23 protein-coding genes are annotated in these 24,416 nt (G+C 65.8%); 12 read left to right on the plus strand and 11 right to left on the minus strand.

Annotated features, from left to right (window positions below; all coding sequences use genetic code 11):
* Positions 1–72: 72 nt before the first annotated feature.
* Together rpsR and rpsF are read right to left on the minus strand one after the other, a co-directional pair.
* On the minus strand, positions 73–312 hold the full coding sequence (rpsR, locus tag ACQR1X_RS07975) for a 30S ribosomal protein S18 (RefSeq protein ID WP_008963441.1): 240 nt from the start codon (positions 310–312) through the stop codon (positions 73–75).
* Positions 313–317: 5 nt separating this feature from the next.
* Positions 318–779 (minus strand): 30S ribosomal protein S6, encoded by a 462-nt coding sequence (gene rpsF, locus ACQR1X_RS07980; RefSeq protein ID WP_315800302.1) that lies wholly within the window; start codon positions 777–779, stop codon positions 318–320.
* A 372-nt stretch (positions 780–1,151) separates the two neighbouring features.
* Here rpsF and fabD point away from each other — a divergent pair, with 372 nt between their 5' ends.
* The 7 genes from fabD (at position 1,152) to gmk (ending at position 8,298) form a co-directional block, all read left to right on the plus strand.
* The gene (gene fabD / locus ACQR1X_RS07985; protein WP_434889235.1) at positions 1,152–2,111 is read left to right on the plus strand and encodes an ACP S-malonyltransferase; all 960 of its coding nucleotides are present in this window, start codon (positions 1,152–1,154) and stop codon (positions 2,109–2,111) included.
* Between the two features lie 33 nt (positions 2,112–2,144).
* Positions 2,145–2,882 (plus strand): 3-oxoacyl-[acyl-carrier-protein] reductase, encoded by a 738-nt coding sequence (gene fabG / locus ACQR1X_RS07990; protein WP_315800300.1) that lies wholly within the window; start codon positions 2,145–2,147, stop codon positions 2,880–2,882.
* Between the two features lie 436 nt (positions 2,883–3,318).
* Positions 3,319–3,558: an acyl carrier protein gene (locus tag ACQR1X_RS07995; RefSeq protein ID WP_006610957.1), complete on the plus strand. Its 240-nt coding sequence runs from the start codon at positions 3,319–3,321 to the stop codon at positions 3,556–3,558.
* Positions 3,559–3,778: 220 nt separating this feature from the next.
* Complete coding sequence (gene fabF, locus ACQR1X_RS08000) at positions 3,779–5,044, plus strand: beta-ketoacyl-ACP synthase II (protein WP_315800299.1); 1,266 nt, start codon at positions 3,779–3,781, stop codon at positions 5,042–5,044.
* Between the two features lie 295 nt (positions 5,045–5,339).
* A complete protein-coding gene (mltG, locus tag ACQR1X_RS08005; protein ID WP_315800298.1) occupies positions 5,340–6,623 on the plus strand; it encodes an endolytic transglycosylase MltG in 1,284 nt (427 codons plus the stop codon).
* Positions 6,624–6,747: 124 nt separating this feature from the next.
* On the plus strand, positions 6,748–7,635 hold the full coding sequence (locus tag ACQR1X_RS08010) for a YicC/YloC family endoribonuclease (RefSeq protein ID WP_315800446.1): 888 nt from the start codon (positions 6,748–6,750) through the stop codon (positions 7,633–7,635).
* Between the two features lie 3 nt (positions 7,636–7,638).
* On the plus strand, positions 7,639–8,298 hold the full coding sequence (gene gmk, locus ACQR1X_RS08015; protein ID WP_315800297.1) for a guanylate kinase: 660 nt from the start codon (positions 7,639–7,641) through the stop codon (positions 8,296–8,298).
* A gap of 12 nt (positions 8,299–8,310) precedes the next feature.
* Here the strand turns inward: gmk and ACQR1X_RS08020 are convergent, their stop codons facing one another.
* The 8 genes from ACQR1X_RS08020 to lptF all read right to left on the minus strand — a co-directional run bounded on the left by ACQR1X_RS08020 (position 8,311) and on the right by lptF (position 19,732).
* Entirely contained in the window at positions 8,311–10,641 is a 2,331-nt protein-coding gene (locus tag ACQR1X_RS08020) for a hypothetical protein (protein WP_315800296.1), read from the minus strand.
* 330 nt (positions 10,642–10,971) lie between these two features.
* Positions 10,972–12,030, minus strand: coding sequence for an alcohol dehydrogenase (locus tag ACQR1X_RS08025; RefSeq protein ID WP_434872678.1), 1,059 nt, complete (start codon positions 12,028–12,030; stop codon positions 10,972–10,974).
* 27 nt (positions 12,031–12,057) lie between these two features.
* Positions 12,058–12,918 (minus strand): 16S rRNA (adenine(1518)-N(6)/adenine(1519)-N(6))-dimethyltransferase RsmA, encoded by an 861-nt coding sequence (gene rsmA, locus ACQR1X_RS08030; protein ID WP_434898630.1) that lies wholly within the window; start codon positions 12,916–12,918, stop codon positions 12,058–12,060.
* Positions 12,915–13,925 (minus strand): 4-hydroxythreonine-4-phosphate dehydrogenase PdxA, encoded by a 1,011-nt coding sequence (pdxA, locus tag ACQR1X_RS08035; RefSeq protein ID WP_434898809.1) that lies wholly within the window; start codon positions 13,923–13,925, stop codon positions 12,915–12,917. The genes rsmA and pdxA overlap by 4 nt, the downstream gene beginning before the upstream one ends.
* On the minus strand, positions 13,916–14,854 hold the full coding sequence (locus ACQR1X_RS08040) for a SurA N-terminal domain-containing protein (protein ID WP_315800292.1): 939 nt from the start codon (positions 14,852–14,854) through the stop codon (positions 13,916–13,918). Before ACQR1X_RS08040 ends, pdxA begins: the two co-directional genes overlap by 10 nt.
* Positions 14,855–14,958: 104 nt before the next feature.
* Positions 14,959–17,469: an LPS-assembly protein LptD gene (locus ACQR1X_RS08045; protein ID WP_434883192.1), complete on the minus strand. Its 2,511-nt coding sequence runs from the start codon at positions 17,467–17,469 to the stop codon at positions 14,959–14,961.
* Positions 17,469–18,566 (minus strand): LPS export ABC transporter permease LptG, encoded by a 1,098-nt coding sequence (gene lptG, locus ACQR1X_RS08050; RefSeq protein ID WP_316180909.1) that lies wholly within the window; start codon positions 18,564–18,566, stop codon positions 17,469–17,471. The genes ACQR1X_RS08045 and lptG overlap by 1 nt, the downstream gene beginning before the upstream one ends.
* Positions 18,563–19,732, minus strand: a complete 1,170-nt coding sequence (gene lptF / locus ACQR1X_RS08055; RefSeq protein WP_315800289.1) for an LPS export ABC transporter permease LptF — start codon at positions 19,730–19,732, stop codon at positions 18,563–18,565. The genes lptG and lptF overlap by 4 nt, the downstream gene beginning before the upstream one ends.
* A gap of 340 nt (positions 19,733–20,072) precedes the next feature.
* Here lptF and ACQR1X_RS08060 point away from each other — a divergent pair, with 340 nt between their 5' ends.
* The 4 genes from ACQR1X_RS08060 (at position 20,073) to ACQR1X_RS08075 (ending at position 23,608) form a co-directional block, all read left to right on the plus strand.
* Positions 20,073–21,617 (plus strand): leucyl aminopeptidase, encoded by a 1,545-nt coding sequence (locus ACQR1X_RS08060; RefSeq protein WP_316180907.1) that lies wholly within the window; start codon positions 20,073–20,075, stop codon positions 21,615–21,617.
* A gap of 9 nt (positions 21,618–21,626) precedes the next feature.
* Entirely contained in the window at positions 21,627–22,079 is a 453-nt protein-coding gene (locus ACQR1X_RS08065; RefSeq protein WP_434848351.1) for a DNA polymerase III subunit chi, read from the plus strand.
* Between the two features lie 204 nt (positions 22,080–22,283).
* Positions 22,284–22,778 carry a hypothetical protein gene (locus ACQR1X_RS08070; protein ID WP_315800445.1) on the plus strand — a complete coding sequence of 165 codons (495 nt, stop codon included), beginning with the start codon at positions 22,284–22,286 and terminating at the stop codon, positions 22,776–22,778.
* Between the two features lie 14 nt (positions 22,779–22,792).
* A complete protein-coding gene (locus ACQR1X_RS08075) occupies positions 22,793–23,608 on the plus strand; it encodes a phytanoyl-CoA dioxygenase family protein (protein ID WP_434898631.1) in 816 nt (271 codons plus the stop codon).
* Here the strand turns inward: ACQR1X_RS08075 and ACQR1X_RS08080 are convergent, their stop codons facing one another.
* Entirely contained in the window at positions 23,609–23,842 is a 234-nt protein-coding gene (locus ACQR1X_RS08080; protein ID WP_315800285.1) for an acetyl-CoA carboxylase biotin carboxyl carrier protein subunit, read from the minus strand.
* Positions 23,843–23,999: 157 nt separating this feature from the next.
* Between ACQR1X_RS08080 and ACQR1X_RS08085 the strand changes: the two genes are divergently transcribed.
* A complete protein-coding gene (locus tag ACQR1X_RS08085) occupies positions 24,000–24,398 on the plus strand; it encodes an avidin/streptavidin family protein (RefSeq protein ID WP_315800284.1) in 399 nt (132 codons plus the stop codon).
* Positions 24,399–24,416: the final 18 nt, after the last annotated feature.

Below are 24,416 nucleotides of genomic sequence, written 5' to 3' on the forward strand. Positions count from 1 at the left end.
ACGACCCGGAAGCCTTATGAGAATTCAACGGAAGGAGCCGGCGGCGCGGGGCCGCCGGTCCGAGGTCCGCAATCAGCGGATGACGTAGGGCAGCAGGCCGAGGAAGCGGGCGCGCTTGATGGCGCGCGCGAGCTCGCGCTGCTTCTTGGCGGACACGGCGGTGATGCGGCTAGGCACGATCTTGCCGCGCTCGGACACGTAGCGCATCAGCAGCTTGGAGTCCTTGTAATCGATCTTCGGCGCGTTCGGCCCGGAGAACGGGCAGGTCTTGCGGCGGCGGAAGAACGGGCGACGTGCGGGGGCTTCAGCCATTGATCTTACTCCTCGTCCGTCGTTTCTTCGTCACGGGGCCGGCGCGGGCCACGATCGCCACGGTCTCCGCGATCGCCACGGAAGCCGCCGCCATCGCGCTCACCACGGAAGCCGCCGCCGCGGTCGTCGCGCTCACGGTCGCGATCGGCCTTGCGCATCATCGCCGACGGGCCTTCCTCGAGCTCCTCGACGCGGACGCTGAGGTAGCGGATCACGTCCTCGCTGATCCGCTCCTGGCGCTCGATCTCGGCGATCGCCGCGGACGGCGCGTCGATGTTGAGCAGCACGAAGTGCGCCTTGCGATTCTTGTTCATGCGGTAGGTGAGGGAGCGAACGCCCCAATTCTCGGTCTTCGTGACCTTACCGCCGAGACCCTCGACGATACCGGTCATCTGAGCCGTCAGTTCTTCCACCTGCTGGGTGCTCGCGTCCTGACGCGCGAGGAATACATGCTCGTAAAGCGGCATGGCTGTCCTTTCCAAGTTGGCGCAAATCCCGGCGTCAAGCCCTTCGAGACCTTGTGGAAAGGACTCGCAGACGTCAGCTCAGAAGGCGGGAACACGGGACGACGGGCCGACTGGCCCTGCCACATCAAAGTCGCCTGGACAGCTTGGAGAGGGTACATCCCCAAGGTTGAGCAAGGTGAATTTGCTGGGACCGTCCGTTCAGCTCCCGGCTCGGGATCCACGGATGGCGGGCCTTATACCGATTTTCGGCGCCAAGGCAAGGGAAAGTGGTCGAATTGAGCCGGTCATGCGCTTGACATCCCGGCCTTTGCCAGTGTCTTTCCGGCCAAAGTTACTCAATTCCAGGGATTTTGGAACGTTCAGGGGGCGGCCATGACGGCAGCATTCACTTTTCCGGGGCAGGGGTCCCAGGCCGTCGGCATGGGCAAGGCGCTCGCGGACGCCTTCCCGGTAGCCCGCGCCGTGTTCGATGAGGTCGACGCCGCCCTCGGCGAGAAGCTGACCGCCATTATCTGGGAAGGCCCGGCCGAAACCCTGCAACTGACCGAGAACGCCCAGCCCGCCCTGATGGCGGTATCGATGGCGACCTTGCGGGTTCTGGAGGCCGAGGCAGGGGTCTCGGTCGCGCGCGACGCGGCCTTCGTCGCGGGGCACTCGCTGGGCGAGTATTCGGCGCTGGCGGCCGCCGGCAGCCTGACCATCGCCGACACCGCCCGCCTGCTGCGGACGCGCGGGCTCGCCATGCAGAAGGCCGTTCCGGTGGGCGTCGGCGCCATGGCCGCGCTGCTCGGGATGGATTACGAGGCGGCCGTGGCGGTCGCCGAAGAGGCGGCTCAGGGCGAGGTCTGCCAGGCCGCCAACGACAATGGCGGCGGCCAAGTGGTGGTGTCCGGCAACAAGACTGCCGTCGATCGCGCCGTCGAGATCGCACGCGCCAAGGGCGCCAAGCGCGCCATGCTGCTGCCGGTCTCCGCGCCGTTCCACTGCAAGCTGATGCAGCCGGCGGCCGACGTCATGGCGGAGGCGCTGTCCAAGGTCACCATCAAGGCGCCGGCCTCGCCGCTGGTCTCGAACGTGCTCGCGGCCCCGATCAGTGATCCCGACGAGATTCGCCGTCGCCTGGTCGAGCAGGTCACGGGTACGGTGCGCTGGCGCGAATCGATCGCCTACATGGCGAGCCAGGGCGTGACGCGCTTCCTGGAGATCGGCGCGGGCAAGGTGCTCAGCGGCCTGGTCAAGCGGATCGCGGATGGTGCAGTCGGTGTCGCCGTCGGCGGACCGGCGGACATTGCGGCCGCCAAGGATGCGCTGGCCGCGGTCAAAACGTCGTAGAGCGTCGCGTATAGCGGCATTGAGGAGAGTTTGATGTTCGATCTGAGTGGCAGGACCGCGCTGGTCACCGGCGCGACCGGCGGCATCGGCAATGCGATCGCCAAGGCCTTGCATTCCCAGGGAGCGACCGTGGCCGTTTCCGGCACCCGGCGCGAGGTGCTCGAGACCCTCGCGGGCGAGCTGGGCAGCCGTGTGCATGTGCTGCCTTGCAATCTGTCTGACGCGGCCGAGGTCGAGGCGCTGGTGCCGGCCGCCGAGCAGGCGATGGGGCAGGTCGACATTCTCGTCGCCAACGCCGGCATCACCCGCGACAACCTGTTCGTGCAGCTCCGCGACGAGGATTGGGACGAGGTAATCAAGGTCAACCTGACCGCGACATTCCGCCTCTCGCGTGCCGCCACCAAGCTGATGATGCGCAAGCGCTTCGGCCGCATCATCGCGATCACCTCGATCGTCGGCGTCACCGGCAATCCGGGGCAGGGCAATTACACGGCGTCCAAGGCCGGCATCATCGGCATGATCAAGACGCTCGGCGCCGAGTACGCCAAGCGCGGCGTGACCGCCAACTGCATCGCACCGGGCTTCATCAAGACACCGATGACCGACGCTCTGAACGAGAAGCAGCGCGAGTCGATCCTCGCCAAGGTGCCGGCGGCGCGGCTGGGCACGCCAGAGGACATTGCTGCAGCTGCGGTGTACCTCGCCTCCAACGAGGCGGCGTATGTCACGGGCCAGACCATCCACGTCAACGGCGGCATGGCGATGATCTAGGCCCTGCCGCGGCTCGGAATGCGGCGAAAAGACGTCGCGACCAGCATACCGGGCCGTGTGGTCAACGATTCGCGTGTATGGTAACCGGGCAGCTGATGGGGGCACGAAGAACGCCATTGCAGGATTTCCAAACCCTGTATATTGGCGGGGCGAGCTGCCATCGTTCGCCGGGCCTCCGTCGGCTGGCGCTGCTGATCCGGGTTCCTGTTTGAGCGCTCTGGATCGGAGGCGTACCGGCCTCATGGAGAGTGTGGATTGGAGTTTGTGAGTGGCCCCGTTTCCGAAGTTTTCGGACCGCAAGTCGTCCGCCAAATTTCGGTAAAGGGGCGCTGCGGGGCAAATCTGGTTTTGCGCGATCGCGAAGGAAGTTTAGCGGCCGGGGTGATGCGGATCATCCGGGGGTCGGGTCTTAAAGGAACAAGCACGAGGTTGAACGATGAGTGAGATTGGCGAGCGGGTTAAGAAGATCGTGGTCGAACACCTTGGTGTCGAGCCCGAGAAAGTGGTCGACAACGCGAGCTTCATTGACGACCTCGGTGCTGACAGCCTCGACACGGTCGAGCTCGTCATGGCCTTCGAGGAAGAGTTTGGTTGCGAGATTCCGGACGACGCCGCCGAGACGATCCTGACCGTCGGCGACGCCACCAAGTTCCTCGAGAAGAACGCCAAGAGCTGACGCTCCGGCGAAGTTGCGCGAAACCGGCCGATCCGTCTTGTGCGGTCGACCGGTTTCTTGCTGTTGGCGGCGTCGTGATGAGCCGTCATCTGGCGGCCGGCGACAGACGATTCGGTCGCGCTGCCTGGCCAGACCGTGTTACTCGAACAATTGACCCGAGATGCGGCGACGGCCGTCAGCCGATCCACAAGCGCTCAAAATCGGGTCTGGAGAAACGAACATGAGGCGGGTTGTCGTCACTGGCCTTGGCATGGTTTCGCCGCTTGGCTGTGGTGTGGAAACGACCTGGCAGCGCATCCTTCAGGGCAAGAGCGGTGCGCGCTTGATCGAGTCGTTCGAGGTCTCCGATCTTCCCGCCAAGGTGGCCTGTCAGGTGCCGCGCGGCGATGGCTCCGACGGCACCTTCAATGCCGACCAGTGGATGGAGCCCAAGGACCAGCGCAAGGTCGACGATTTCATCATTTTCGCGATGGCTGCGGCGCGTCAGGCGCTCGATGACGCCAACTGGCATCCCGCGACGGAAGAGGACCGCTGCGCCACCGGCACGCTGATCGGGTCCGGCATCGGTGGCCTCTCGGGCATTGCCGACACGGCGATCCTGCTGAAGGAGCGCGGTCCGCGCAAAGTGTCGCCCTTCTTCATTCCCGGACGTCTGATCAATCTCGCCTCGGGCTATGTCTCGATCGAGCACGGGCTCAAGGGCCCCAATCATTCGGTCGTCACCGCCTGCTCGACCGGCGCGCATGCGATCGGCGACGCCAGCCGCCTGATCGCGCTCGGCGATGCCGATGTCATGGTCGCCGGCGGCACCGAATCGCCGATTTGCCGAATCGGCATGGCCGGGTTCTGCGCGGCCCGCGCACTGTCGACCGGATTCAACGAGACGCCCGAGCGCGCGTCGCGTCCTTACGACAAGGACCGCGATGGCTTCGTGATGGGCGAGGGCGCCGGCGTGGTCGTGCTCGAGGAGTATGAGCACGCCAAGGCACGCGGCGCGCGGATCTACGCCGAGGTCTGCGGCTACGGACTGTCCGGCGACGCCTATCACATCACATCGCCATCGCCGGATGGCGACGGCGGCTTTCGCAGCATGAGTGCGGCGCTGAAGCGCGCCGGCATCACGGCCGCCGACCTCGACTACATCAACGCGCACGGCACCTCGACTCAAGTCGGCGACGAGATCGAACTCGGCGCGGTCGAGCGCCTGCTTGGCAATGCCGCTTCGAAGATCTCGATGTCGTCGACCAAATCGTCGATCGGCCATTTGCTCGGCGCGGCCGGCGCCGTCGAAGCCATCTTCAGCATTCTCGCGATTCGGGATAACATCGCGCCGCCGACGATCAATCTGGAGAATCCGTCGGTGGAAACCGCGATCGATCTCGTGCCGCATGCACCTCGCAAACGCGAGATCAACGTGGCGCTGTCGAACTCCTTTGGTTTCGGCGGCACCAACGCGTCGGTGGTTTTGCGGCGCGTGGTGACCTAGTGCGGAAGGACGGAATGCCGCTCGGGCCGATTGTCGCTTGGTCACGCGGATATCCGACTGCAGCCACACTAGAACCCAAGACTTCGCGTGTCTTTAACTTCGCGTGTCTTTCGCAGGTCGGCCTTCGGCGCCGATGCGGTAAGTGGATGCGCATGGCGGTGAGGCCCGGCGAAAACACCTTTTCGCCGTATTCGATGACGAGATGACGAATCGTTAAATTGGGCGTGGACTTCAGGTCGCTTGCGTTGGGGAGCGCACGGCCACGACGAGAGCGACAGGACTGAAGGTTGCATCGATGAGTGAACGGCCGCCCATCTCGCCCCGCAGCCCGCGCGCAGCGCTGGAGCCGGAACGCGTGCCGCCGCCGCCGCGCCGCTCCGACCGCGCCCGTAATCCGTTCGTGGTGGTCGGCAATGCGATCATCACCTTGCTCATCCTGGCCATGCTCGGCGTGGGCGCGGCCTACTATTATGGACGGCAGATCCTCGAAGCGGCAGGACCGCTGCAGGAGGACAAGGTCGTCAACATCCCGCAGCGCGCGGGCAAACGCGATATTGCCGACGTGCTCGCGCGTGAAGGTGTGATCGACGTCAATCCGTGGATCTTCATCGGTGGGGTCTATGCGCTGAAGGCCAGTTCCGACCTCAAGCCGGGCGAGTATGCGTTCCAGAAGAATGCATCGTTGCGCGACGTGATCGGCGTCATCGTCGAAGGCAAGGTCGTGCAGCATTCGGTGACCGTGCCCGAAGGCCTGACGTCAGAGCAGATCGTGGCGCGCCTGTCCGAGAACGAGATCTTCACCGGCAGCGTCCGCGAGATTCCGCGCGAAGGCACGTTGTTGCCGGAGACCTACAAGTTCCCGCGCGGGACCAGCCGCGATCAGGTCGTGCAGCGCATGCAGCAGGCGCAGAAGCGCGTGTTGGCCGAGATCTGGGAACGGCGCAGTCCGGATCTGCCGGTCAGGACGCCGGAGCAGCTGGTGACGCTGGCTTCGATCGTCGAGAAGGAGACCGGCAAGCCCGACGAGCGCAGCCGGGTGGCCGCGGTGTTCGTCAACCGGCTGAAGCAGAGGATCAAGCTGCAGTCCGATCCGACCATCATCTATGGTCTGGTCGGCGGCAAGGGCACGCTGGGCCGTCCGATCAAGCGCAGCGAGATCACCCAACCGTCGCCCTACAACACCTATGTGATCGAGGGCCTGCCGCCGGGACCGATCTCCAACCCCGGCCGCGCCTCGCTGGAGGCGACGGCCAATCCGGCGCGCACGCGCGATCTCTATTTCGTCGCCGACGGCACCGGCGGCCACGCGTTCACCGAAACCTACGACCTTCACCAGAAGAACGTCGCCAAGCTCAGGGCGATGGAGCGCCAGACCCAGAACGACACCGTCGAGCCCGACGAGGCGCCGCCCGCCGTTGCCGGCGGAGCGGCGGATCCGGCGGCCGGGGCAGCAGCCGCGCCACGGGCGCCGGCCGGTGCGAAGAGGCCGCCCGCCAACCGCGCCAACGGCGGTGTTGCACCCGGCAACGGGGCGCGGCAGGGCGCTGCGCAGCCGACCCCGCCGGTCGTTCAGCAATAATTTCCCACGCATGTCGGCCGCGCAGAACCGGGCTTAACATTTGCCCAAAAGGCCGTAAGGTTCGCGCACTTTTGGCGGAGCGAGTCTGTCCCGCCATTCCCGATATGCCGGAGACATGGACGAAATGGCGCTGTCGAGCATGACCGGCTTTGCCCGTAGCCACGGGGCAAGCGGTCCCTACTCGTTCGAGTGGGAGTTGAAATCGGTCAATGCCAAGGGATTGGACGTCCGGGTGCGGCTGCCGCAGGGCTGGGACGAGGTCGAGGCCTTCGCCAAGAAGCGCGCCACCGAGGTGCTGTCGCGCGGCACCGTCTACGCCAATCTCACCGTCAAGCGCACCGAGACCGGGTCGACGGTACGAATCAACGAGGATGTGCTGGCGGCCGTCGTGAAGGTGGCGAGCCAGCTCGCGGGCCGGATCGACGCGGTCGCGCCCAGCATCGATGGGCTGCTGTCGATCAAGGGCGTGATCGAGGTGGCGGAGCCGGAGACCGACGAGGCCGAGGACAAGGCCGCCAAGGAGGCGGCGATCGCGGCGTTCGAGACCGCGCTGAAACATCTCGTGGAGATGCGTCGGCGTGAGGGCGACACGCTCGGACAGATCCTCAACCAGCGCGTCGACGAGATCGAGGCACTGGCGAAGAGGGCCGAAACATCGCCGGGCCGCAAGCCAGAGGCCATCAAGGCGCGACTCGCCGAGCAGGTCGCGGCCCTGCTCGACACGTCGGACCGCTTCGATCCTGACCGCCTGGCGCAGGAGGCGCTGCTGATCGCGGCCAAGGCCGACGTGCGCGAGGAACTCGATCGCATCGCCTCCCACATCGCGCAGGCGCGCGAAATGCTCGGCAAGGGCGGGCCCGTCGGCCGCCGGCTCGACTTCCTCGCCCAGGAATTCCATCGCGAGGTCAACACCACCTGCTCGAAGTCGAACGACATCGAGCTGACGAACATCGGCCTGGAGCTGAAGACCGTGGTCGAGCAGTTCCGCGAACAGGTTCAGAATCTGGAGTGATCCATGGCGGCTCACGACGGAAGCTTCGATGGGGTCGAGCGGCGCGGCCTGATGTTCGTGCTGTCATCCCCTTCGGGGGCGGGCAAGACGACGCTGTCGCGCCTGCTGATCGAGCGCATGTCGGGCCTGCGGATGTCGGTCTCGGCGACGACGCGCTCGATGCGGCCAGGTGAGGTCGACGGCCGCGACTATCACTTCGTCGACCGCGCGCGCTTCGAGGACATGGCCAAGCGCAACGAGCTGCTCGAATGGGCGACCGTGTTCGACAACCGCTATGGCACGCCGCGCGCGCCGGTCGAAGCGGCGTTGTCGGCGGGCCAGGACGTGCTGTTCGACATCGACTGGCAGGGCACGCAGCAACTGCGCGAGAAGGCGCGGCAGGACGTCGTCAGCGTGTTCATCCTGCCGCCGTCCGCCGCCGATCTGGAGAAGCGTCTCCACACCCGCGCGCAGGACTCCGATGAGGTCATCCGCGGGCGCATGAGCCGCGCCAGCCACGAGATGAGCCACTGGGCGGAGTACGACTACATCGTCATCAACCGCAACGTCGACGACGCGTTTGCCGAGGTGCAGTCGATCCTCAAGGCCGAGCGCCTGAAGCGCGAGCGCCGCACCGGCCTGACGACCTTCGTGCGCGAGTTGCAGCGCCAGCTCGAGGGCTGAAACGCCTTCCGTCTACGCCCGCCGGCCGAGGCGCGCCAGGATGTCCTGGATGCCGTCGAGCTCATCATCGTGCTGAATGTTGCGCGGCCGCGGGCGCAGCGCCGGAGGCCGCGGAATAAAGTCGAGCGGCGGGGTCGCCGGGTCCTCGAACTGGCTCGGCACGAACAGGGGTCGCTGCTGCGGCGGCCGCTGCGGTTGCTGCGGCGCCTGCGGCCTGTCGATGATCGGTGGCGCGGCGGGGATCGACGACCGCGATTCCAAGAGACTCATCAGTCGGGCCGCGGGATCATCATGCATATGCGCGACGTCCTGCGGAGCCTCGACGGAGAACTCCTCCTGCTGCGGCTCCGCCTCCAGCTCGTCTTCGGGCAATGAAAAGCGCGACTGCAGAAGGTTGATCAGCGCCGCCGCAGGATCGTCGAGCTCGTCGTCTTCGGCGGCAGGGGCCTCCGACATCATCCCGGGTCCGGCCCTCGCGATGTCATCGTCAGGCTGAGGGGCCGGCTGTCGTGCCGCATGCGCGCGAAGCGTCTCGATCAGCGCGGCCGCTGGATCGGCTGGTGCCGTTGACGGCGCGCGCGGGGGCGCGGGCTGATCGGGCATCGCGGGAACGGGCTGAGCGGCCGGCTGGCCGCCACGCAATTGGTTCGTCAGGGGTTGCGACGCCTGCGTGGTCCGGTGTGCAGCGTCCGCCTGCGCTGGCGGAGCCGTCTCAGCGAGGGCCGCTGCAGCCGGACCGTCGCCAGCCTCGCCGGGTTGCGGGGTACGCCGCTTGGCCGCGCGCGACACCAGCAGCGCGGCAATCACCTTGGCGGCGTCGATCGGCGCGCCGGCAGCGGGGGACGTGGCATCGCTGTTGCGGGCCCTGCGCAGCGCCGACACGATTTCGCTGACGTCGACAGGGGCGGGTGGGGCGGCGGTCGCGGCAGCCTGCGTCGGTGGCGGGGCCGATGGCGGCATTGGTGCGCCCACCTGGATACGGGCGGGATTCGCTGGTTCAACCCGCTGCGCCGCCGGCCAGGGCTCGGCGGGTGCCGTCGGTGCCGCATAGGTCGGCGAGCGCGGCGAGGCGTCTGCAGCAGCAGCGCTCGCCTGGGCTGCTGCAATCTTGGCGGCAGCGGCCTGCGCCGCGGCCATCTGGGCAGCCGTCAGTTGTGCCTGCGCCGGAGCAGTAGGCGATGGGGCAGTTGCGGCAACCGGCATTGGCTGCGCGTTGGTCGCAGCGGTCTGTGCCCCGGAAGGCTCGGCCCGGCGTACTGCTGCGCGATCGACCAGCTCATCGACCGCCTGCCATACCGCGTCGGTGGACTGCGATCGTTGCATCGCCGCAGCCGCGTCCCGGTCGCGTCGGCGTGCGGCTACGGCCGGGTGATCCTGCTGCTGGGGAGACGGCGCCGGCCGCTGCGGACGGGGCTCGACCTGGTCCGGCGAAGCCGCCAGCCGCGCGCTCGCGAGGTCGAGCGCCGAAGCCGGCTGAGAGCCGCGGCTGCCGCCTGAATGGGAGGGTGCTGCCGGCATGCTGCCGCGGCCCGCACGCATCCCGCCCTGCGGCGCCTTGGACCGTGGTTTGATGCGACTACGGCGCATCCGGACTGCGTCCGCGTGCCAGCTGCCGTTGCGCCGTTGCCGCCGTCCCATCCGGCTGAGCCGATAGAGCGCGCTCGCCAGCAGTCCTGAAATCGCGAGGGCGCCGATGACCACGAGCATGAGCACGTGGATGGGCGCTTCGGGCTTGCTTGGCTTCGGTGCGATGATCGGCCCGTCGGCAGCCGGCGCCGCATTCGTGTCCGGCTCCGCATTGCCGTCGTCGGCCATTGCCGGCGGTGGCGCATCGGCAGCGATCGGCTCCGCCTGTTGTGGCGGGGCAGAGGGCCAGGGCGAGGTATCGAGGCTGCGGGGCAGGCTGGTGTCGGATGCGGTCAGCGTCGTCGGTGTGGCAAGAGTCTGCGGCTTCGGGGTGCCCCGCACGGCGAGATCGGCACGCAGCCGCGGCTGCGGCGCTTCTGCGAGGGCGTCGCTGGTGCGAGCGACCGGGCCATCGGTGCGTCTTGGCGTCAGTTTGGGTGGAGCGGGCTGGGCGAAGTCCCACGGAGCCGGCTGCTGCGTCGCCCGTATCGGTGCCGCGGCGTCACGGGTGTTGCCGTTGGCGTCTTTCAGATACCAGCAACGCCGATTGGTGCCACGATCGAAACGATAGTACCAGCGTTGCGCGTCGGACTTCTCTCCCGTCGGCTCGGTCAGACATTCCTCCGCCGCCAACACGACGCGCGGCAGCACGAGCACGACGGTGCCAAGGATTCCGGCTGCAATGGCAAACGCAACTCCTGCCGTTCGGCTTGCCATTGAAGACTCCGGATACGCTTACGCAACGGCGCGTTCTCGGAGAGAAGTTGGGTGGCAATGAGCCGCAATTCCGGATTAATTCTGTCGCGATCCTTTCGTGCCCGAGTGCGGCTTTTTTCCCACAAGAAGCTCCCCATCACGCCGCGATTTTGGCCGCGCTATCGCGCCAAATCGGTCACATCGGTGACGATGGACCTGGCTTTTCACCCTCAGGGGGCAGAGGCGTCGCGCCGACAACCTCTACGTTTGTGGACAAATGATTGGCCGCAGTGGCGGCGAGCGGCGGCGGTGCAGCACCGCCGCCGCGTGCGATGTCGCAACGGCGAGGGATCAGTTCGTCAGCACCACGCGTCCGACCACATGGCCGGCGCGCAGCGCATCGATCCACTTCTGTACGTCAGCCATCGGCTCCTCGCGCATCGGCGGCGGCTTGATCTTGCCGGCGCGCGCGAGCGCCATCAGTTCGTGCGCCTCGGCCAGCGTGCCGACCATGAAACCCTCGATGGTCATGCGCTTGTACACCCATTGAACCATCGGCAGGGTGAACTGGCCGCCCATCAGTCCGGACACGACGATCTTGCCGCCGCGCGCTGCGACGGAAACCGCAAAGGCCATCGACTTCTCGTTGCCGGCGAAATCGACGATTTCGTCGAAGCCGCCCTCGGTCTCCTTGAGGATGCGCTTGATCACATCCGGCTCGGCCGGATCGTAGGCCGTCGCGGCGCCATTCTGCAGCGCGGTTTCGCGCGCGGCCGCCGAGAGGTCGGCCACCGAGATCGGCTGCTTGAACATAGCCTGCGCGAACGACAGGCCCATCATGCCGACGCCGCCGAGTCCGATCAGCAGCAGATTGCGCTGGCGAGGCCGATCCACGAGGCGCTTGAGCGCGCCATAGGCCGTTACGCCGGAGCACATCAGCGTCGCGGCCTGGTTGACCGGCAGCGGATCGTATTCCAGCAGATACTTCGCATCTGGCACCAGCACGTGGGTGGCGAAGCCGCCGTCGATCGAGACGCCGAGGAAGCGCTGCTTGGCGCACAAATTCTCGTCGCCATTGGCGCAGTCGCGGCACTGGCCGCAGCCGATCCACGGAAACACCGCGCGCCGGGCGCCGATCAGCTCCTTCGGCACGTCGGGGCCGACCTCGTCGACGACGCCGGCGATCTCATGGCCGAGCGTGAAGGGCAGGGTCATGCCGCGCGTGGTGTCCAGGCGCTTGCCGCCGCCGAGATCGGCATAGCCGTCCTGGATATGCAGGTCGGAGTGGCACAGGCCGCAGCGCTCGATGCGAACCAGAACTTCCCGGCCTTGCGGCTTCGGCGTCTCGACGATGGTTTCGCACAGCGGTGCGTCGAACTTGACGAGCGACTGACGGCGCATCAACGCCATGATGAAACTCCCTGAAATGCTTGTTGATTACGACTTGTTCTCGTCGCGACTATTGGTCAATTCGCGGGCCATGGCAACAAAGCCCGACACCGGAATGGTCTCGGCGCGGCGGGTGGGATCGACGCCTGCGGCGGCTGCAAGCCGCGCGGGATCCGCCGGCAGCGACTTCAGGCTCTGCCGCAGCATCTTGCGGCGCTGGCCGAAGGCGGCGGCGGCGACCTGCTCGAGCGCGCGGCGGTCGCAGGGTTCGGGCGACGGGCGCGGCACCAGCCGCACCACGGACGACGTGACCTTCGGCGGCGGCACGAAGGCGGATGGCGAGATGTCGAACAGGATCTTGGTCTCGCAGCGCCAGTTGGCGAGCACGCCGAGCCGCCCATAGGCGTCCTCGTTCTCGCGCGCGACGATGCGCTCGGCGACCTCGCGCTGAAACATCAGCACCATCATGTCGTACCAGGGCGGCCACGGCTCTGTAGAGAGCCAGCCGATCAGGAGATGCGTCGCGATGTTGTAGGGCAGGTTGGCGACGATCTTCGCCTTGGTGGTCCCGAGATAGGGCGCGACGTCGAAGGTCCGCGCATCGCCGCAGACGATTTCGAGGCGGCCGGGATAATGCTCGGCGATCGCCTGCAGCGCCGGGATTGCGCGCTCGTCGTGCTCGACCGCGATCACGTGGCGTGCGCCGAGCGCGAGCAGCGCCCGCGTCAGGCCGCCCGGGCCGGGGCCGATCTCCACCACGGTGGCGTCTTCGAGCGGCCCCGCGGCGCGCGCGATCCGGGCGGTGAGATTGAGATCGAGCAGGAAGTTCTGGCCGAGCGCCTTGCGCGCCGACAACTGATGATCGCGGATGACCTCGCGCAGCGGCGGGAGGTCGTCGATCGCGCTCATGATGATTGCTGGACCATGCGTGCGGCGAGTCGCAACGCTGCAATCAGGCTTGCCGGATTGGCGGTGCCTTTGCCGGCGATGCCGAACGCCGTGCCGTGGTCCGGCGAGGTGCGGATGAACGGCAGGCCGAGCGTCACGTTGACGCCGTCGTCGAACGCCAGCGTCTTGATCGGGATCAGCGCCTGGTCGTGATACATGCAGATGGCGCAGTCGTAGGTCTTGCGCGCGGCGTCATGAAACATCGTGTCGGCGGGCAGCGGTCCCTGCACGTCGAGGCCGGCATTGCGCAAGGTTGCGATCGCGGGCGCGATGATCGTGTCCTCTTCGGTGCCGAGCGTACCGTCCTCGCCCGCATGCGGATTGAGTCCCGACATCGCAATGCGCGGCCGCGACACGCCGAAATAGCGGCGCAGGCTCGCCGCGACGATGCGCGTCGTCGAGGTGATCAGCGGGCTCGTGAGCTGCTCGATCGCGTCGCGCAGCGCGACGTGGATCGTCACCGGCACGACGGCGAGCATCGGTGACCACAGCATCATGACAGGCTGCGGGACCGCGCCGCTATCGGCGGCGAGCTCGGCGAGAAATTCGGTATGGCCGGGATGCGAGAAGCCGGCACGGTAGAGCACGGCCTTGGCGATCGGGTTGGTCACGACGGCGCTGGCGCGTCCGGCCCTCACGTCGGCCACGGCCTCACGGATCGAGCCGATGGCCGCCGCGGCACTCGTCGTGTCGGGCCGGCCCGGCAGGGCCGTCACGGCGTGTCCGGTGGAGACCACGGGCAGCACGGTCCCAAACGCCTGTGCCGCCTGTTCGGGACGAACTTCGTCCACGGTGACGGGAAGGTCGAGCAGCCTGGCGCGCTGCGCGAGAAAGGCAGGATCGCCGCGCACGTAGAAGGGGGGAAGCCCGAACTCGGTACGGCGCAGCCACGCCTGCAGGGTGATGTCGGGTCCGATGCCTGCCGGTTCCCCCAGGGTCAGCGCGAGCGGCTTCGTCATCAGCGATATTCGATCATCGCCGCCTTGCGGACTTCCTGCAGATAGGCCTTGGAGGTGGCCTCGTATTTCTTGGTGTACATCTGCTCCTTGATCTCCCGCTTCTTCGGCGTGTCGATCGTGGTCGGAGTCCGCGAGCAGAGGGCCACCATCTGGATGCCCTGCCGCGTCGCTTCCGGCGGAGTCAGGTGGCCGATCGGCGTGTCATCGAGCAGCTTGCGCAGATTCGGCGGGATGTCGGCGGACGTCTTGACGACGATCTCCTTGATGACCGCATTCGCCGTCGTCTTGAAGATGTTATTGGCTTCGGCGCAGGTCTGCACCCGTGCGCGCAAGGCCTCGGCCTCCTTGTGCCGCGCTTCCATCAGACCCTGGTTCGAGGAGTTCGACACGATCAGCACGATCGGCTGCATCTTGTACTCGAACGCCTGGCCCTGCTGATCGCCATCGCCGCCCGCGGCGGCGACAGCCGCGGCCACGTCCTTGTCGGAGACGATCAGGCGTTCCTTGTAGCGGCCGCGCACCAGGCTGCTCCAGACGATCTCGGCCTTGATGCGCGCCTTCAGCGTCTCCGGCCGCACACCCTGGCTCTCCAGCGATTTGGTCAACTGTTCCGGGTTGAGCCGCATGCGAGAGCCCATGCCGGCAAACGACTGGTCGACGTCGGAGGCGGTCGGCTCGACGCCAAACTTCTTGCCTTCCTTGATCTTCACCTTGTCGTCGATCAGCTCGTTGATGATCTCCTGACGAGTCTGATGCTTGCGAGTGCTCAGGAAGTTCAGCTTGGTGCGCTGCTCGATGTCATAGTCGGTGATGGGATCGCCATTGACCATGACGACGATGCTCTGGGCGCGAGCCGACATCGTTCCGATGCCGCAGACGAGTGCGGCAAGAGTGCAGATGGCCAGGGCCCGAAGGCGAGGAGAGAACGCGATCGTCATGACCAAGCTTCGTTGTCGCTATTGATCCAACTGGAAGCGGCGCCACGGCTCCCAACGAGGGACTTTCGACCCCCACGGAGCGGCCCGTCGGAGACTGGCGCGCGCTACTGCAGGCCCCCAGCCCCGGTTCCCGTGGACGAGGAATTGGCCAGCGTCCGGAGTCCGATCTGGAGCATATAGGCATGGCTCAGAACGGGGGGAGTGGTGCCCGCCGTATAATTATACGACGTTACATAGTTGGCGGCCAGCACGAAACAATCGTCCACATAGCCGGCGCCGATCACATACTGGTTGATCTTGTTGGCTGCCAGATCCCAGCGCGCCGCACCCGTGACGACCCAGTTCGGCGCCACCTTGACCGAGCCGCTGCCGAGGATGCCCTCGCGACGGTCGAGGTAGCCGAGCGCCGGATCGGCGGCATAGTTGCCGTAGGTCAGGGCCACCGACCAACGATCGAAGTTCGCCTTGGCTTCCGCCTCGAAGCGCTGGATGTTCAGGGTCTGCTGGTCGAACCGGCTGCGCATGCTGAACGTGTAGGTGCGGTTCGGCGAATAGTCGACGCGCGCCACGTAGTCCGAGGCGTTCTTGTCCAGGCCGGAACCGATGGCGGTGTTGTTGGCGTCCTGCACCGCGAACGAATTCAGCCCGAACAGGTGGTAGGACTGGCCGAACAGCACGTTGATGGTGCCGCCGCGGTCGAACTGCGTCGTCGCCTGGACGCCGACATTGGCGCGGCCGCCGCCCTCGACCCGGCCGTACCCGGAGAACTTGTCGACGCTGAACAGGTTGCTGGCGTCGAACACCATGCTCTGTGCGTCCTCGTTCGGCAGCCGCCCGGCATAGGTCTCGTTCGGCCGGATGATCACTTGCGCGATCGGCTCGATCGTCGTCGTGCCCCACGGCTGAACGTTGATGAACGGATAGCGATATTCCAGGCCGACCGTCGGCATCAGGCGCAGTGCCTGGGTGTCGCCGGTTTGCAGGAAGTTGCCCACGCCCGGCTGGTTCGAGACGTTGGCGTTGATCGCGTCTGCGCGCAGGATCGCGAACGGCGTCCAGATCTGGCCGTAGGGATCCGTGAACGACCGCCGCCACTCCGCCTGCGCGGTCAGGCGGGTGTAGGTGCCGGGCGTGGCGCGCAGCAGGCACTGGGTGGGCAGGCGCGCCCGCGGATCGGCAGACACCGTCGTGCACAGCCCGGCGGTGTTGGCCGTGGTCGTGATCGGGTCGAACACGGCCGTCTGGCGGCTCAGATTAACGAAGTTGGTCTTGTAGCTGAACTCGCCGCCGAACACGGGATAGTTCAGCACGTTCGAGTAATCCAGCACCGGATAGACCACCGGCACAGTCTGCTGGTTGCCCGAGAAGCTCAGATAGTGGATCGCCCGGACGTCGAAGAAGCTGCGGCTGCCGACGCCGGTCAAGTAAAGCTGCGAGATCGCCTCGGTCGGGAGGCTCATGAACGAGTTGAACGGATCGCGATACTGCGCCAGCCGGTAATCCGACAGGAACATGTAGTCGGACAGCAGGATGCCGTCCCAGCCCCAGACCCATTTGTCGTTGAGCGCGAACTGGCCCTTGGTGTCGACGCCGCCGCGGAACTGGCGGTCGCCCGGCTGGCCGGCGAAGGCGTTGCGGTCGAGCTGATCGATACCGTACAGGCGCACCTGATAGCCGCCATTGCTGAGGCGCTGGCGGAACTCGGTCTGCAGCAGCACGCCCTGCTTGGAGGTGATACGCGGCGTGAACGTCGCGTCGTAATCCGGCGCGATCGCCCAGTAATAGGGGATGTCGACGCCGAAGCCGTAGCCGCCGGTCTGGGTGACGCCCGGCATCAGGAAGCCGCTCTTGCGCTTCACCGTCGGATCGGGCGTCGAGAAATAGGGGATGTAGGCCAGGGGAACGCCGAAGAATTCGAGCTGGGCGTTCTCGAAATACAGCATCTTCTCGGTCTGGTCGTGGATGATGCGCGCACCCTTGACCTGCCACAGCGGCGGCTTCTTCGGATCGTCCTTGCACGGCGCGCAGGCGGTGTATACGCCGTTCTCGAAGACGGTGTAATTGCCCTTGGAGCGGTCGGCGCGGGTCGCCGCCATCCGCGTCTGGTCCTCGGTCTCGACGCGCAGCGAATCGACGAAGCCGTCGCGATAGTCGTCCGACAGATCGAGGCTGTTGGCGTAGGTGATCTTGCCGTCGGCGTCGGTCATGCGGATGTTGCCTTCCGCATGCAGGCGCTTGGTCTTCTGGTCGTAGATCACCCGGTCGGCCTCGACCGAGGTGCCGTTGTAGAACAGCTGCACGTTGCCGACCGCCGACACGCGCGAGTTGTTGTAGTCGTAATCGACCTCGGTCGCCTGCACCAGCATCTGGTTGTCGTTGGCGACGCGCGGCGGCGGCGCCTTGGGCGGGCGCGGATTGTAGGTGAAGCCCTGCGCGACGGCAGGGGTCGGCGCCACGACCGCGGTCGCAGCAGCAACCATCAGGCCGAGCCCGCAGGCCAGAACGAATCCAAGTACGCCAGACCCGGCGCGACGCACGCGCGCGCAACCGGCGCGCGCAACGGCATGCTGCCGGAGCGCGGCGAGCGCTGTCTGACGGACGGCAACGAACGACACTAGCCGTCCTCCTGGTAGAGCAAAGCCATGAAACCGGTGAGGCCGCCGACGAACACCGGCAGCCACGCCGCAGCGATCGGATTCATCAACTCAGCCTTGCTCAAATCTTCAGTTACTTTCGACAGAACGTAGAGCAGAAACCCGGCGCCCACGCCACTCAAAACCATTTTCTGTACGCCACCCATTCGGAAGAACCTGAGCGACACGGACGCAGCCAGCATGACCATCGCAGCCAGCAAAAACGGCTGCGCGATCAGCTTATGATACTGCAGTCGGTACCCCGCGGTCGCGAAGCCTGAGCTCTCCGACGAACGGATGTATGTCGGCAGTTGCCAAAACGACACAGTTTCGGGGGTGGAGAAGCTGTTTCGGACCTGCGCCGGCGTCAGGCTGGTCGGAAGAATGTACGTCGGTTCGTCGACCGGTGGGGCATCGAGGGAGAATCGGCGCACGGACCGGAAGACCCACCGGCCTTCTTCCAGGGTCGCCTCGCGCGCTTCGATTCGCTCCTTGAAGTGCTTGTCCGTATCAAAACGGAACAGGGTCAGTCCGGTCAGGCGGACGCCCTGCTGCTCGCTGCGCGCGGCATTGATGATGACCGAGCCGTCGGGGTTGATCTGGTTGAGCCAGAAGCCGGCCGCATCCTGCACGCCGCCGCCGGGCGCTGCGCCGAACAGCTCGGCCTCCATCCGCTTGGAGAGCTCGCGCAGATTGGCCGACATCGGATTGTAGAGGGTCGTGGCCATCAGCCCGAGCACGATGGCGCTTGCCAGCGCCGGCGCGATGAACTGCCAGGCGGAGACCCCGGCTGCGCGCGCCACCACCAGCTCGAGCCGCCGCGACAGCGCGAGATAGCAGGTCATGGCGCCGATCAGGACGCAGAACGGCATCATCTTCTCGAGCAGCTGCGGCACCCGGAACAGCGACGTCTCCGCCACCATCAGCGCCGAAGCGGAGGCAAGTCCGGAGGTCTTGCGCACCATCTCGATGTAGTCGACGAGCACGAGCAGGATGAAGATGCTCGCGAACACGCCGACCGCCGAGACCAGGAAGCGGCCGGCGAAATAGCGCCCGAGCGTGTTGGTGACCATGCTCATGCGGTGGCCGGCCTCCCGAACAGCCGTGCGATCCGCGCGTTCGAGCGGTTGATGGCTTCCATCAGCCGCGCCGGCGGCTCGACCACCACGCCGCCGATGATGATCCAGATGCTGAGGCCGAGCACGCCGAACAGCATGAGGTACTGCACCAGCGCCGCCATCGGCGTCTTCACGGTCATGACCGAGCAGGCGAAGCCCGCCATGCGCACGCCGAACACGGCGAGAATGGCGCTGCCGAACGAGAAGTTGCGGCTCTGGCGTGTCGTCCGCGGCGCGCCCAGGAATGCGAAGGTGAGGGCCGCGAAGGCGAACGGATAGATCGGCGCCAGGAAGCGGTCGTGCAATTCCTGGCGGAACTGTCCGGGGATCTGCTTGTAGATCGGATCGTTCTCGGCGGGCGCCATCAGCTCCCACAGATAGCGCTCGCGGATGCCGAGCGTGACATCGCGGCCCTGGTTCGAAAACTTCGACATGTCGAAGGCGTAGCGGGCGAACGCGACCATCGCCGGCTCGCGCTTGCCGAGCTCGAAGCGTTCCAGATTGCCGTCCTCGAGCACCAGGAACGAGCCGTCGGCATTCTTCACGACGGTGCCCTTCTCGGCGATGATCGTGATTCGCTCCTTGGGGTCGCGGCGGTCGTCGATCAGGATGCCGGACAGCTCGCCGCCGGGTTGGCGCTCGCGGATCCGGATGGTCAGGTTCTGGTCGAGCTGCGCGAACCGCCCGGGCTGCAGGATGTTGGCGAGCACGTCGGCGGTGATCTCGGCATCCCACTGCTTGATCCGGCGCAGGCCGTCGGGGGCGAAGAAGGCGGCGATCAGCGTCACCAGCACGGCCACCGCGCAGGTGGCATAGGCGAACGGCACGAACAGCCGGATCGGCGACATGCCGGCCGCGTTCATGACGATGATCTCCGAATCGGTCGCAAGCTTGTTCAGCGTGTGCGAGACCGCGATCATCAGCGCGATCGGCGCGATGACGCCGAGCAGGGAGGGAATCACGAGGCCGGTGATGCCAAGGAAGGTCAGGATCGTCTGGCCCTGGCTGGTCATCAGGTCGATGCCGCGCAGCGCCTGCGTAATCCAGATCACGCCGGTGAGGCTGACCAGCACCAGCGCGAACGACGCCAGCGTCGTGCGAAAGATGTACCTGTCGATGGACCCCATCGTCTGCGCTCGATCCCCAGTCATCTGTGCCGGAACGCGCGCTGCAGCCAACCCTCGCAACGGGCCCCCCAAGGCTGCAGTCGCCGTCACGTTCCGAAGGCGGTGAATATCTGTACCATCCCTTTGATCCGTCGACAAAATGGCTGTGGCATGGCGCCACGAAAATACGGTTAAAATTTCATCATTGTGACCGGTCCGCAACGCGGCGCTTGGCAGCCCCGGTCCGGGCAGGCCATACTGCTGCCAAGTTGGGTTCCGAACTGCCGCCATCCTGGTCTGGCCCTTGAGGTTTTCGGTCGGACGTGGCGGCTCATCACGTCGAAATTTGGAGGATTGCTTGATGTCCGACGCCGTCAAGGTCGGCTTCGTCCCGCTGTCGACCGCCCCGCGTGGCATCGTGGTGGCGTTCTGCGATGACACCCTGCGACTTGGAGTCGCGACCGAGAAGGCGCTCGGGGGAGCCTCGGACCTGATCAAGCGCGCGGCCGGGGCAGCCCGGTTCAAGGGCAAGGATGGTGCGGTGTTGGATCTGCTGGCTCCTGAGGGAATCAAGATTCAGCGCTTGATCGTCATCGGCATCGGCAAGGGCTCGGACCTCAAGGACAAGGATTTCCTCAAATACGGCGGGACTTTAGCCGGAAAGCTGAACGCCGGAACTGAAGCGGTGACGGTGCTCGCCGAGCTGCCTTCGGGACCGCTGTTGCCAGATCAGGTCAGCTCGCTGGCCGCCGGCATTCGGCTGCGGGCCTATCGGTTCGACCGTTACAAGACCAAGAAGAAGGACGAGGAAGGCGCCGTCAGCGCCAATGTCTCGATCGCCGTGGCCGACGTCGCGGCGGCCAAGAAGGCCTTCGCGCCACGGTCCCATGTCACCGACGGCGTGATCCTGGCGCGCGATCTGGTCAACGAGCCGCCGAACGTCCTTTACCCGGAGGAGTTCGCCAAGCGCGCTGCCGCCTTGCGCAAGCTCGGCGTCACCGTCGAGATCCTCGACGTGCCCGCGATGAAGAAGCTCGGCATGGGCGCGCTGCTCGGCGTCGGCCAGGGCTCGGCACGGCCGAGCCGCACCGTCGTGATGCACTACAATGGCGGCAAGCGCGGCGAGCAGCCGGTCGCGTTCATCGGCAAGGGCGTGTGCTTCGACACCGGCGGCATCTCGATCAAGCCGGCCGGCTCGATGGAGGACATGAAGGGCGACATGGGCGGCGCGGCCTGCGTGGTCGGCCTGATGCATGCGCTCGCCGCCCGCAAGGCCAAGGCCAACGTGATCGGCGCGATCGGCCTCGTCGAGAACATGCCGGACGGCAACGCCCAGCGTCCGGGCGACATCGTGACCTCGATGTCGGGTCAGACCATCGAGATCATCAACACCGATGCGGAGGGCCGCCTCGTGCTCGCGGACGTGCTCTGGTACGTCGCGACCAAGTTCAAGCCGAAATTCATGATCGACCTGGCGACCCTGACCGGCGCGATCATGGTCGCGCTGGGCACCGAGCATGCCGGTCTCTTCACCAACAATGATGATCTCGCCGACAAGCTGCTCAAGGCGGGGCAGGAGACGGGTGAGAAGGTGTGGCGGATGCCGCTCGGCCACGAATACGACAAGCTGATCGATTCGCAGTTCGCCGACATGAAGAATACCGGCGGACGCCATGGCGGCTCGATCACCGCCGCGCAATTCCTGCAGCGCTTCGTCAACGACACGCCGTGGGCGCATCTCGATATCGCCGGCACCGCGATGGGCGCGCCGAAATCGGAGATCAACCAGAGCTGGGGATCGGGCTACGGCGTCCGGCTGCTCGATCGGCTGGTGTGGGATTCCTACGAATCCAAATCCGACTCCAAGGCTGAAAAGGCTGAAGCCAAATCCGGCGCCAAGGCGTGACGTCGGGCGATGACTGAAGTCCTGTTCTACCATCTGCAGAACATGACCCTGGAAGGCGTGCTGCCGCCGCTGCTCGAGAAGTCGCTCGAGCGCGGTTGGCGCGTCGTGGTGCAGTCGACGTCCGAAGAGCGTGCGGATGCGCTCGATGCGCATCTGTGGACCTATCGCGACGATTCGTTTCTGCCGCACGCCACCTGGCGGGTGGCCGATGTGGCCGACCAGCCGATCGTGCTCGCGGTGGAAGAAGGCAATCCCAACCGCGCGAACGTACGATTCCTGGTGGATAACGCGCCGCTGCCAGCGGACTCGCACAGCTACGAGCGCATGGTGCTCGTGTTCAACGGCGATGATGCGGACGCGCTCGCGGCTGCGAGATCGGCGTGGACCGATTGCAAATCGCGGGGATTCGAGGTCACCTACTGGCAGGCGGATGAACGGGGACGCTGGCAGCGCCGACAATGATACGGAAGCCCGTGAAGCGCCGATGATGGCAGCGCCGCGTGATTAATGATAATCTGCCGATTTGCCGGCAGAGCGTTGGCAAAGCCACGAACGTGCCGCAAAGTGATGTTGGGACAACACGTTAGAGTGTCCACAGGTTGCAATTCAGCAAGGTTCATCGTGCGAGACCACACCAAACAGCTGACGCGCGCTCTGGCGTTCCTTGTGCTTGCCCCGGTCGTCGCCGGATGCTCGAGCACGCCCGATTTCCTGTCCAAGGACGCCGAGTGGTTCAACCGGCCGCAGCGCCTGTTCATCAAAAACATCTCGATCGACGCGCCGCCGCTGACGCCGGACAAGCCGGTCTCCGCTGAGGATCTTGTGAGCGCCGAAGGCGCATGCCCGGGCATGGCGCCTGCGGCCGGTGCTGCGGGCGCGAACGCGCTGGCGAATGATCCCGCCACGGCCGCGCCGGCTGTCGGCGGCACCGTTGCGCTCGGTCATACCGAATGCGACGTGGTGCGCGGCATCGGTGCACCCGACAACGTCAACATCTCGAGCAATGGCGGCGAGCGCGTGGCCACCGTGACCTGGCTGCGCGGCGCGCGCGCCGGCGTCTACACGTTCAGCTCCGGCCGCCTGACCTCGGTCGAGCGGGCGCCCGATCCGGGACCGGCGCCGAAGGTGGCGAAGCCCAAGGCGAAGAAGCGGGCGACCTGACGGAGGAGGCGGCCATGCAAATCACCGGCCTCCGTCGCGAGTTGGAGGAGGCCGGGTATGCGGTGCGCCGTGGTTTTCTTCCTCGCGAGTTGCTCGAGGCCGGCGATCGAATCAAGTCGCGAGCCGGTCGTGAGGCGATCGCGGAGCCTCATCTCGGATCCGTTGTCTCAGTCGGCTCGTCGGCCGATTTCGCGCCGATCATTCTGTTCGATGCACAGTATGAACTGTTGGAGCGCGCCGGATACCGGGATGCACGCTTTTTTGCCGGCTTCCTGATCTCCAAGCCGGCCGGATGTCCGAGGCTGCACTGGCACCAGGATTGGTGGGGCTGGTCGAGCGCTGCGAGCTACGCCGCCACGCCTCCAATTCTCTACTTCATGTACTACTTGACCGATACGAGCGCCGCGAACGGATGCTTGCGCGTGCTTCCTGGCAGCCATCGGCGCAAGAACGATCTCCATGCCTTGATCAAGGACCGGCCGACGCATCCCGATCGGATTCTGCCTGTCGACGACGTGCTGGTTTCCACACGACGCGACGAAGTCGATGTGACCGTTCGGAGGGGGGATCTGATCGTTCGCGACGGCAGGCTTCTGCATGCATCCCATGCCAACAATTCGAGCGAAGACCGCGCCTTGATCGTGTTGTCCTTCGTGCCCTTCTGGTCCGACCTGCCGGGGGAGCTGCAATGCGCCTTCGACAGGAAACGACCCAAGATCGAAAAATCCTGGCCGTCCCTAGAGGCCGAGCGCGTGCTGGCTCGAGCGACGGTCTACAACGGAGCGTCCTCGCCGATCCGTCTGCAGCGAACCCCGGACTTGAGCGACTGATCAGGCCGCTGCGTCCTCCGCATCCAACTCCATGACGACATCGGTCGCGCTCAACGTCTCGCCCGCACCGCGCCGGACCTGACTGATTGTCCCGGAATAGGGAGCTTTCACCGACAGCTGTGATTTGGCCGCCTCGATGACGTAGAGGACCTCACCGGTCTGCACCTTCTGACCCGCCTTGACGCAGACGTCGTAGAGCAGGCCGTCAAGTCGAGCGTAGAGCTGCTTGTTCATGTTTCGTCCTCCTGAAATCGCTTCAATCGAACCTCAAACATCAACGTTGTGTACCGAAAGTAGAGCAATTTTGAACCTGCCACAATGGCGCTTTCCAGCTTATGGATGTATGTAGTCATGATTGCTACCTCCAGCTCCGGGCATAGCGAGGCGCGCCATGAAGTGGTTCTTCAGCAAGTATCTTTTTGCAGCGATGATTGTCGTAGTTTCGTCGATTGCTGCGCGTGCCGACGTTCTGCCGGCGCCGTCGAGATGGACAAATCAACGAGGCTCGGTGCTCGAGATCTGGTCAGTCACCGATGGACAGGTGCGAGGACAATTCACCAACAACGCGCCAGGATTTGCGTGCCAGGGCATTCCCTATCCGGTATCCGGCAGATCGGCCGGCAGCGCCGTCATGCTGGTCGTGACGTTTGCTCAGTGCAATTCGATCACGCGGTGGAGAGGCCAGGTCGGCGGCAATCTACTCCGGACGAATTGGAATCTCTTCTACATTCAGCCCAACGGCGATCTCGGCAACCTGCCGGGTGCGGACCTGTTTCAGCGGACCAACTGATCCGGCCGCTCGCGCCGA

It is taken from the genome of Bradyrhizobium sp. HKCCYLRH3073, assembly GCF_051167995.1.
Classification (GTDB): domain Bacteria; phylum Pseudomonadota; class Alphaproteobacteria; order Rhizobiales; family Xanthobacteraceae; genus Bradyrhizobium.

Bases quoted from the DNA above. Each gene is read 5' to 3' on its own strand.
- ACQR1X_RS08060 (WP_316180907.1), top strand. From the start codon at position 20,073: ATGTCCGACGCCGTCAAGGTCGGCTTCGTCCCGCTGTCGACCGCCCCG.
- ACQR1X_RS08085 (WP_315800284.1), top strand. From the start codon at position 24,000: ATGAAGTGGTTCTTCAGCAAGTATCTTTTTGCAGCGATGATTGTCGTA.
- ACQR1X_RS08075 (WP_434898631.1), top strand. From the start codon at position 22,793: ATGCAAATCACCGGCCTCCGTCGCGAGTTGGAGGAGGCCGGGTATGCG.
- ACQR1X_RS08040 (WP_315800292.1), bottom strand. From the start codon at position 14,854: ATGACGATCGCGTTCTCTCCTCGCCTTCGGGCCCTGGCCATCTGCACT.
- rsmA (WP_434898630.1), bottom strand. From the start codon at position 12,918: ATGAGCGCGATCGACGACCTCCCGCCGCTGCGCGAGGTCATCCGCGAT.
- rpsR (WP_008963441.1), bottom strand. From the start codon at position 312: ATGGCTGAAGCCCCCGCACGTCGCCCGTTCTTCCGCCGCCGCAAGACC.
- ACQR1X_RS08020 (WP_315800296.1), bottom strand. From the start codon at position 10,641: ATGGCAAGCCGAACGGCAGGAGTTGCGTTTGCCATTGCAGCCGGAATC.
- ACQR1X_RS08065 (WP_434848351.1), top strand. From the start codon at position 21,627: ATGACTGAAGTCCTGTTCTACCATCTGCAGAACATGACCCTGGAAGGC.
- lptF (WP_315800289.1), bottom strand. From the start codon at position 19,732: ATGGGGTCCATCGACAGGTACATCTTTCGCACGACGCTGGCGTCGTTC.
- fabG (WP_315800300.1), top strand. From the start codon at position 2,145: ATGTTCGATCTGAGTGGCAGGACCGCGCTGGTCACCGGCGCGACCGGC.
- mltG (WP_315800298.1), top strand. From the start codon at position 5,340: ATGAGTGAACGGCCGCCCATCTCGCCCCGCAGCCCGCGCGCAGCGCTG.
- ACQR1X_RS08010 (WP_315800446.1), top strand. From the start codon at position 6,748: ATGGCGCTGTCGAGCATGACCGGCTTTGCCCGTAGCCACGGGGCAAGC.
- fabD (WP_434889235.1), top strand. From the start codon at position 1,152: ATGACGGCAGCATTCACTTTTCCGGGGCAGGGGTCCCAGGCCGTCGGC.
- fabF (WP_315800299.1), top strand. From the start codon at position 3,779: ATGAGGCGGGTTGTCGTCACTGGCCTTGGCATGGTTTCGCCGCTTGGC.
- rpsF (WP_315800302.1), bottom strand. From the start codon at position 779: ATGCCGCTTTACGAGCATGTATTCCTCGCGCGTCAGGACGCGAGCACC.
- ACQR1X_RS07995 (WP_006610957.1), top strand. From the start codon at position 3,319: ATGAGTGAGATTGGCGAGCGGGTTAAGAAGATCGTGGTCGAACACCTT.
- lptG (WP_316180909.1), bottom strand. From the start codon at position 18,566: ATGAGCATGGTCACCAACACGCTCGGGCGCTATTTCGCCGGCCGCTTC.
- ACQR1X_RS08080 (WP_315800285.1), bottom strand. From the start codon at position 23,842: ATGAACAAGCAGCTCTACGCTCGACTTGACGGCCTGCTCTACGACGTC.
- gmk (WP_315800297.1), top strand. From the start codon at position 7,639: ATGGCGGCTCACGACGGAAGCTTCGATGGGGTCGAGCGGCGCGGCCTG.
- ACQR1X_RS08025 (WP_434872678.1), bottom strand. From the start codon at position 12,030: ATGGCGTTGATGCGCCGTCAGTCGCTCGTCAAGTTCGACGCACCGCTG.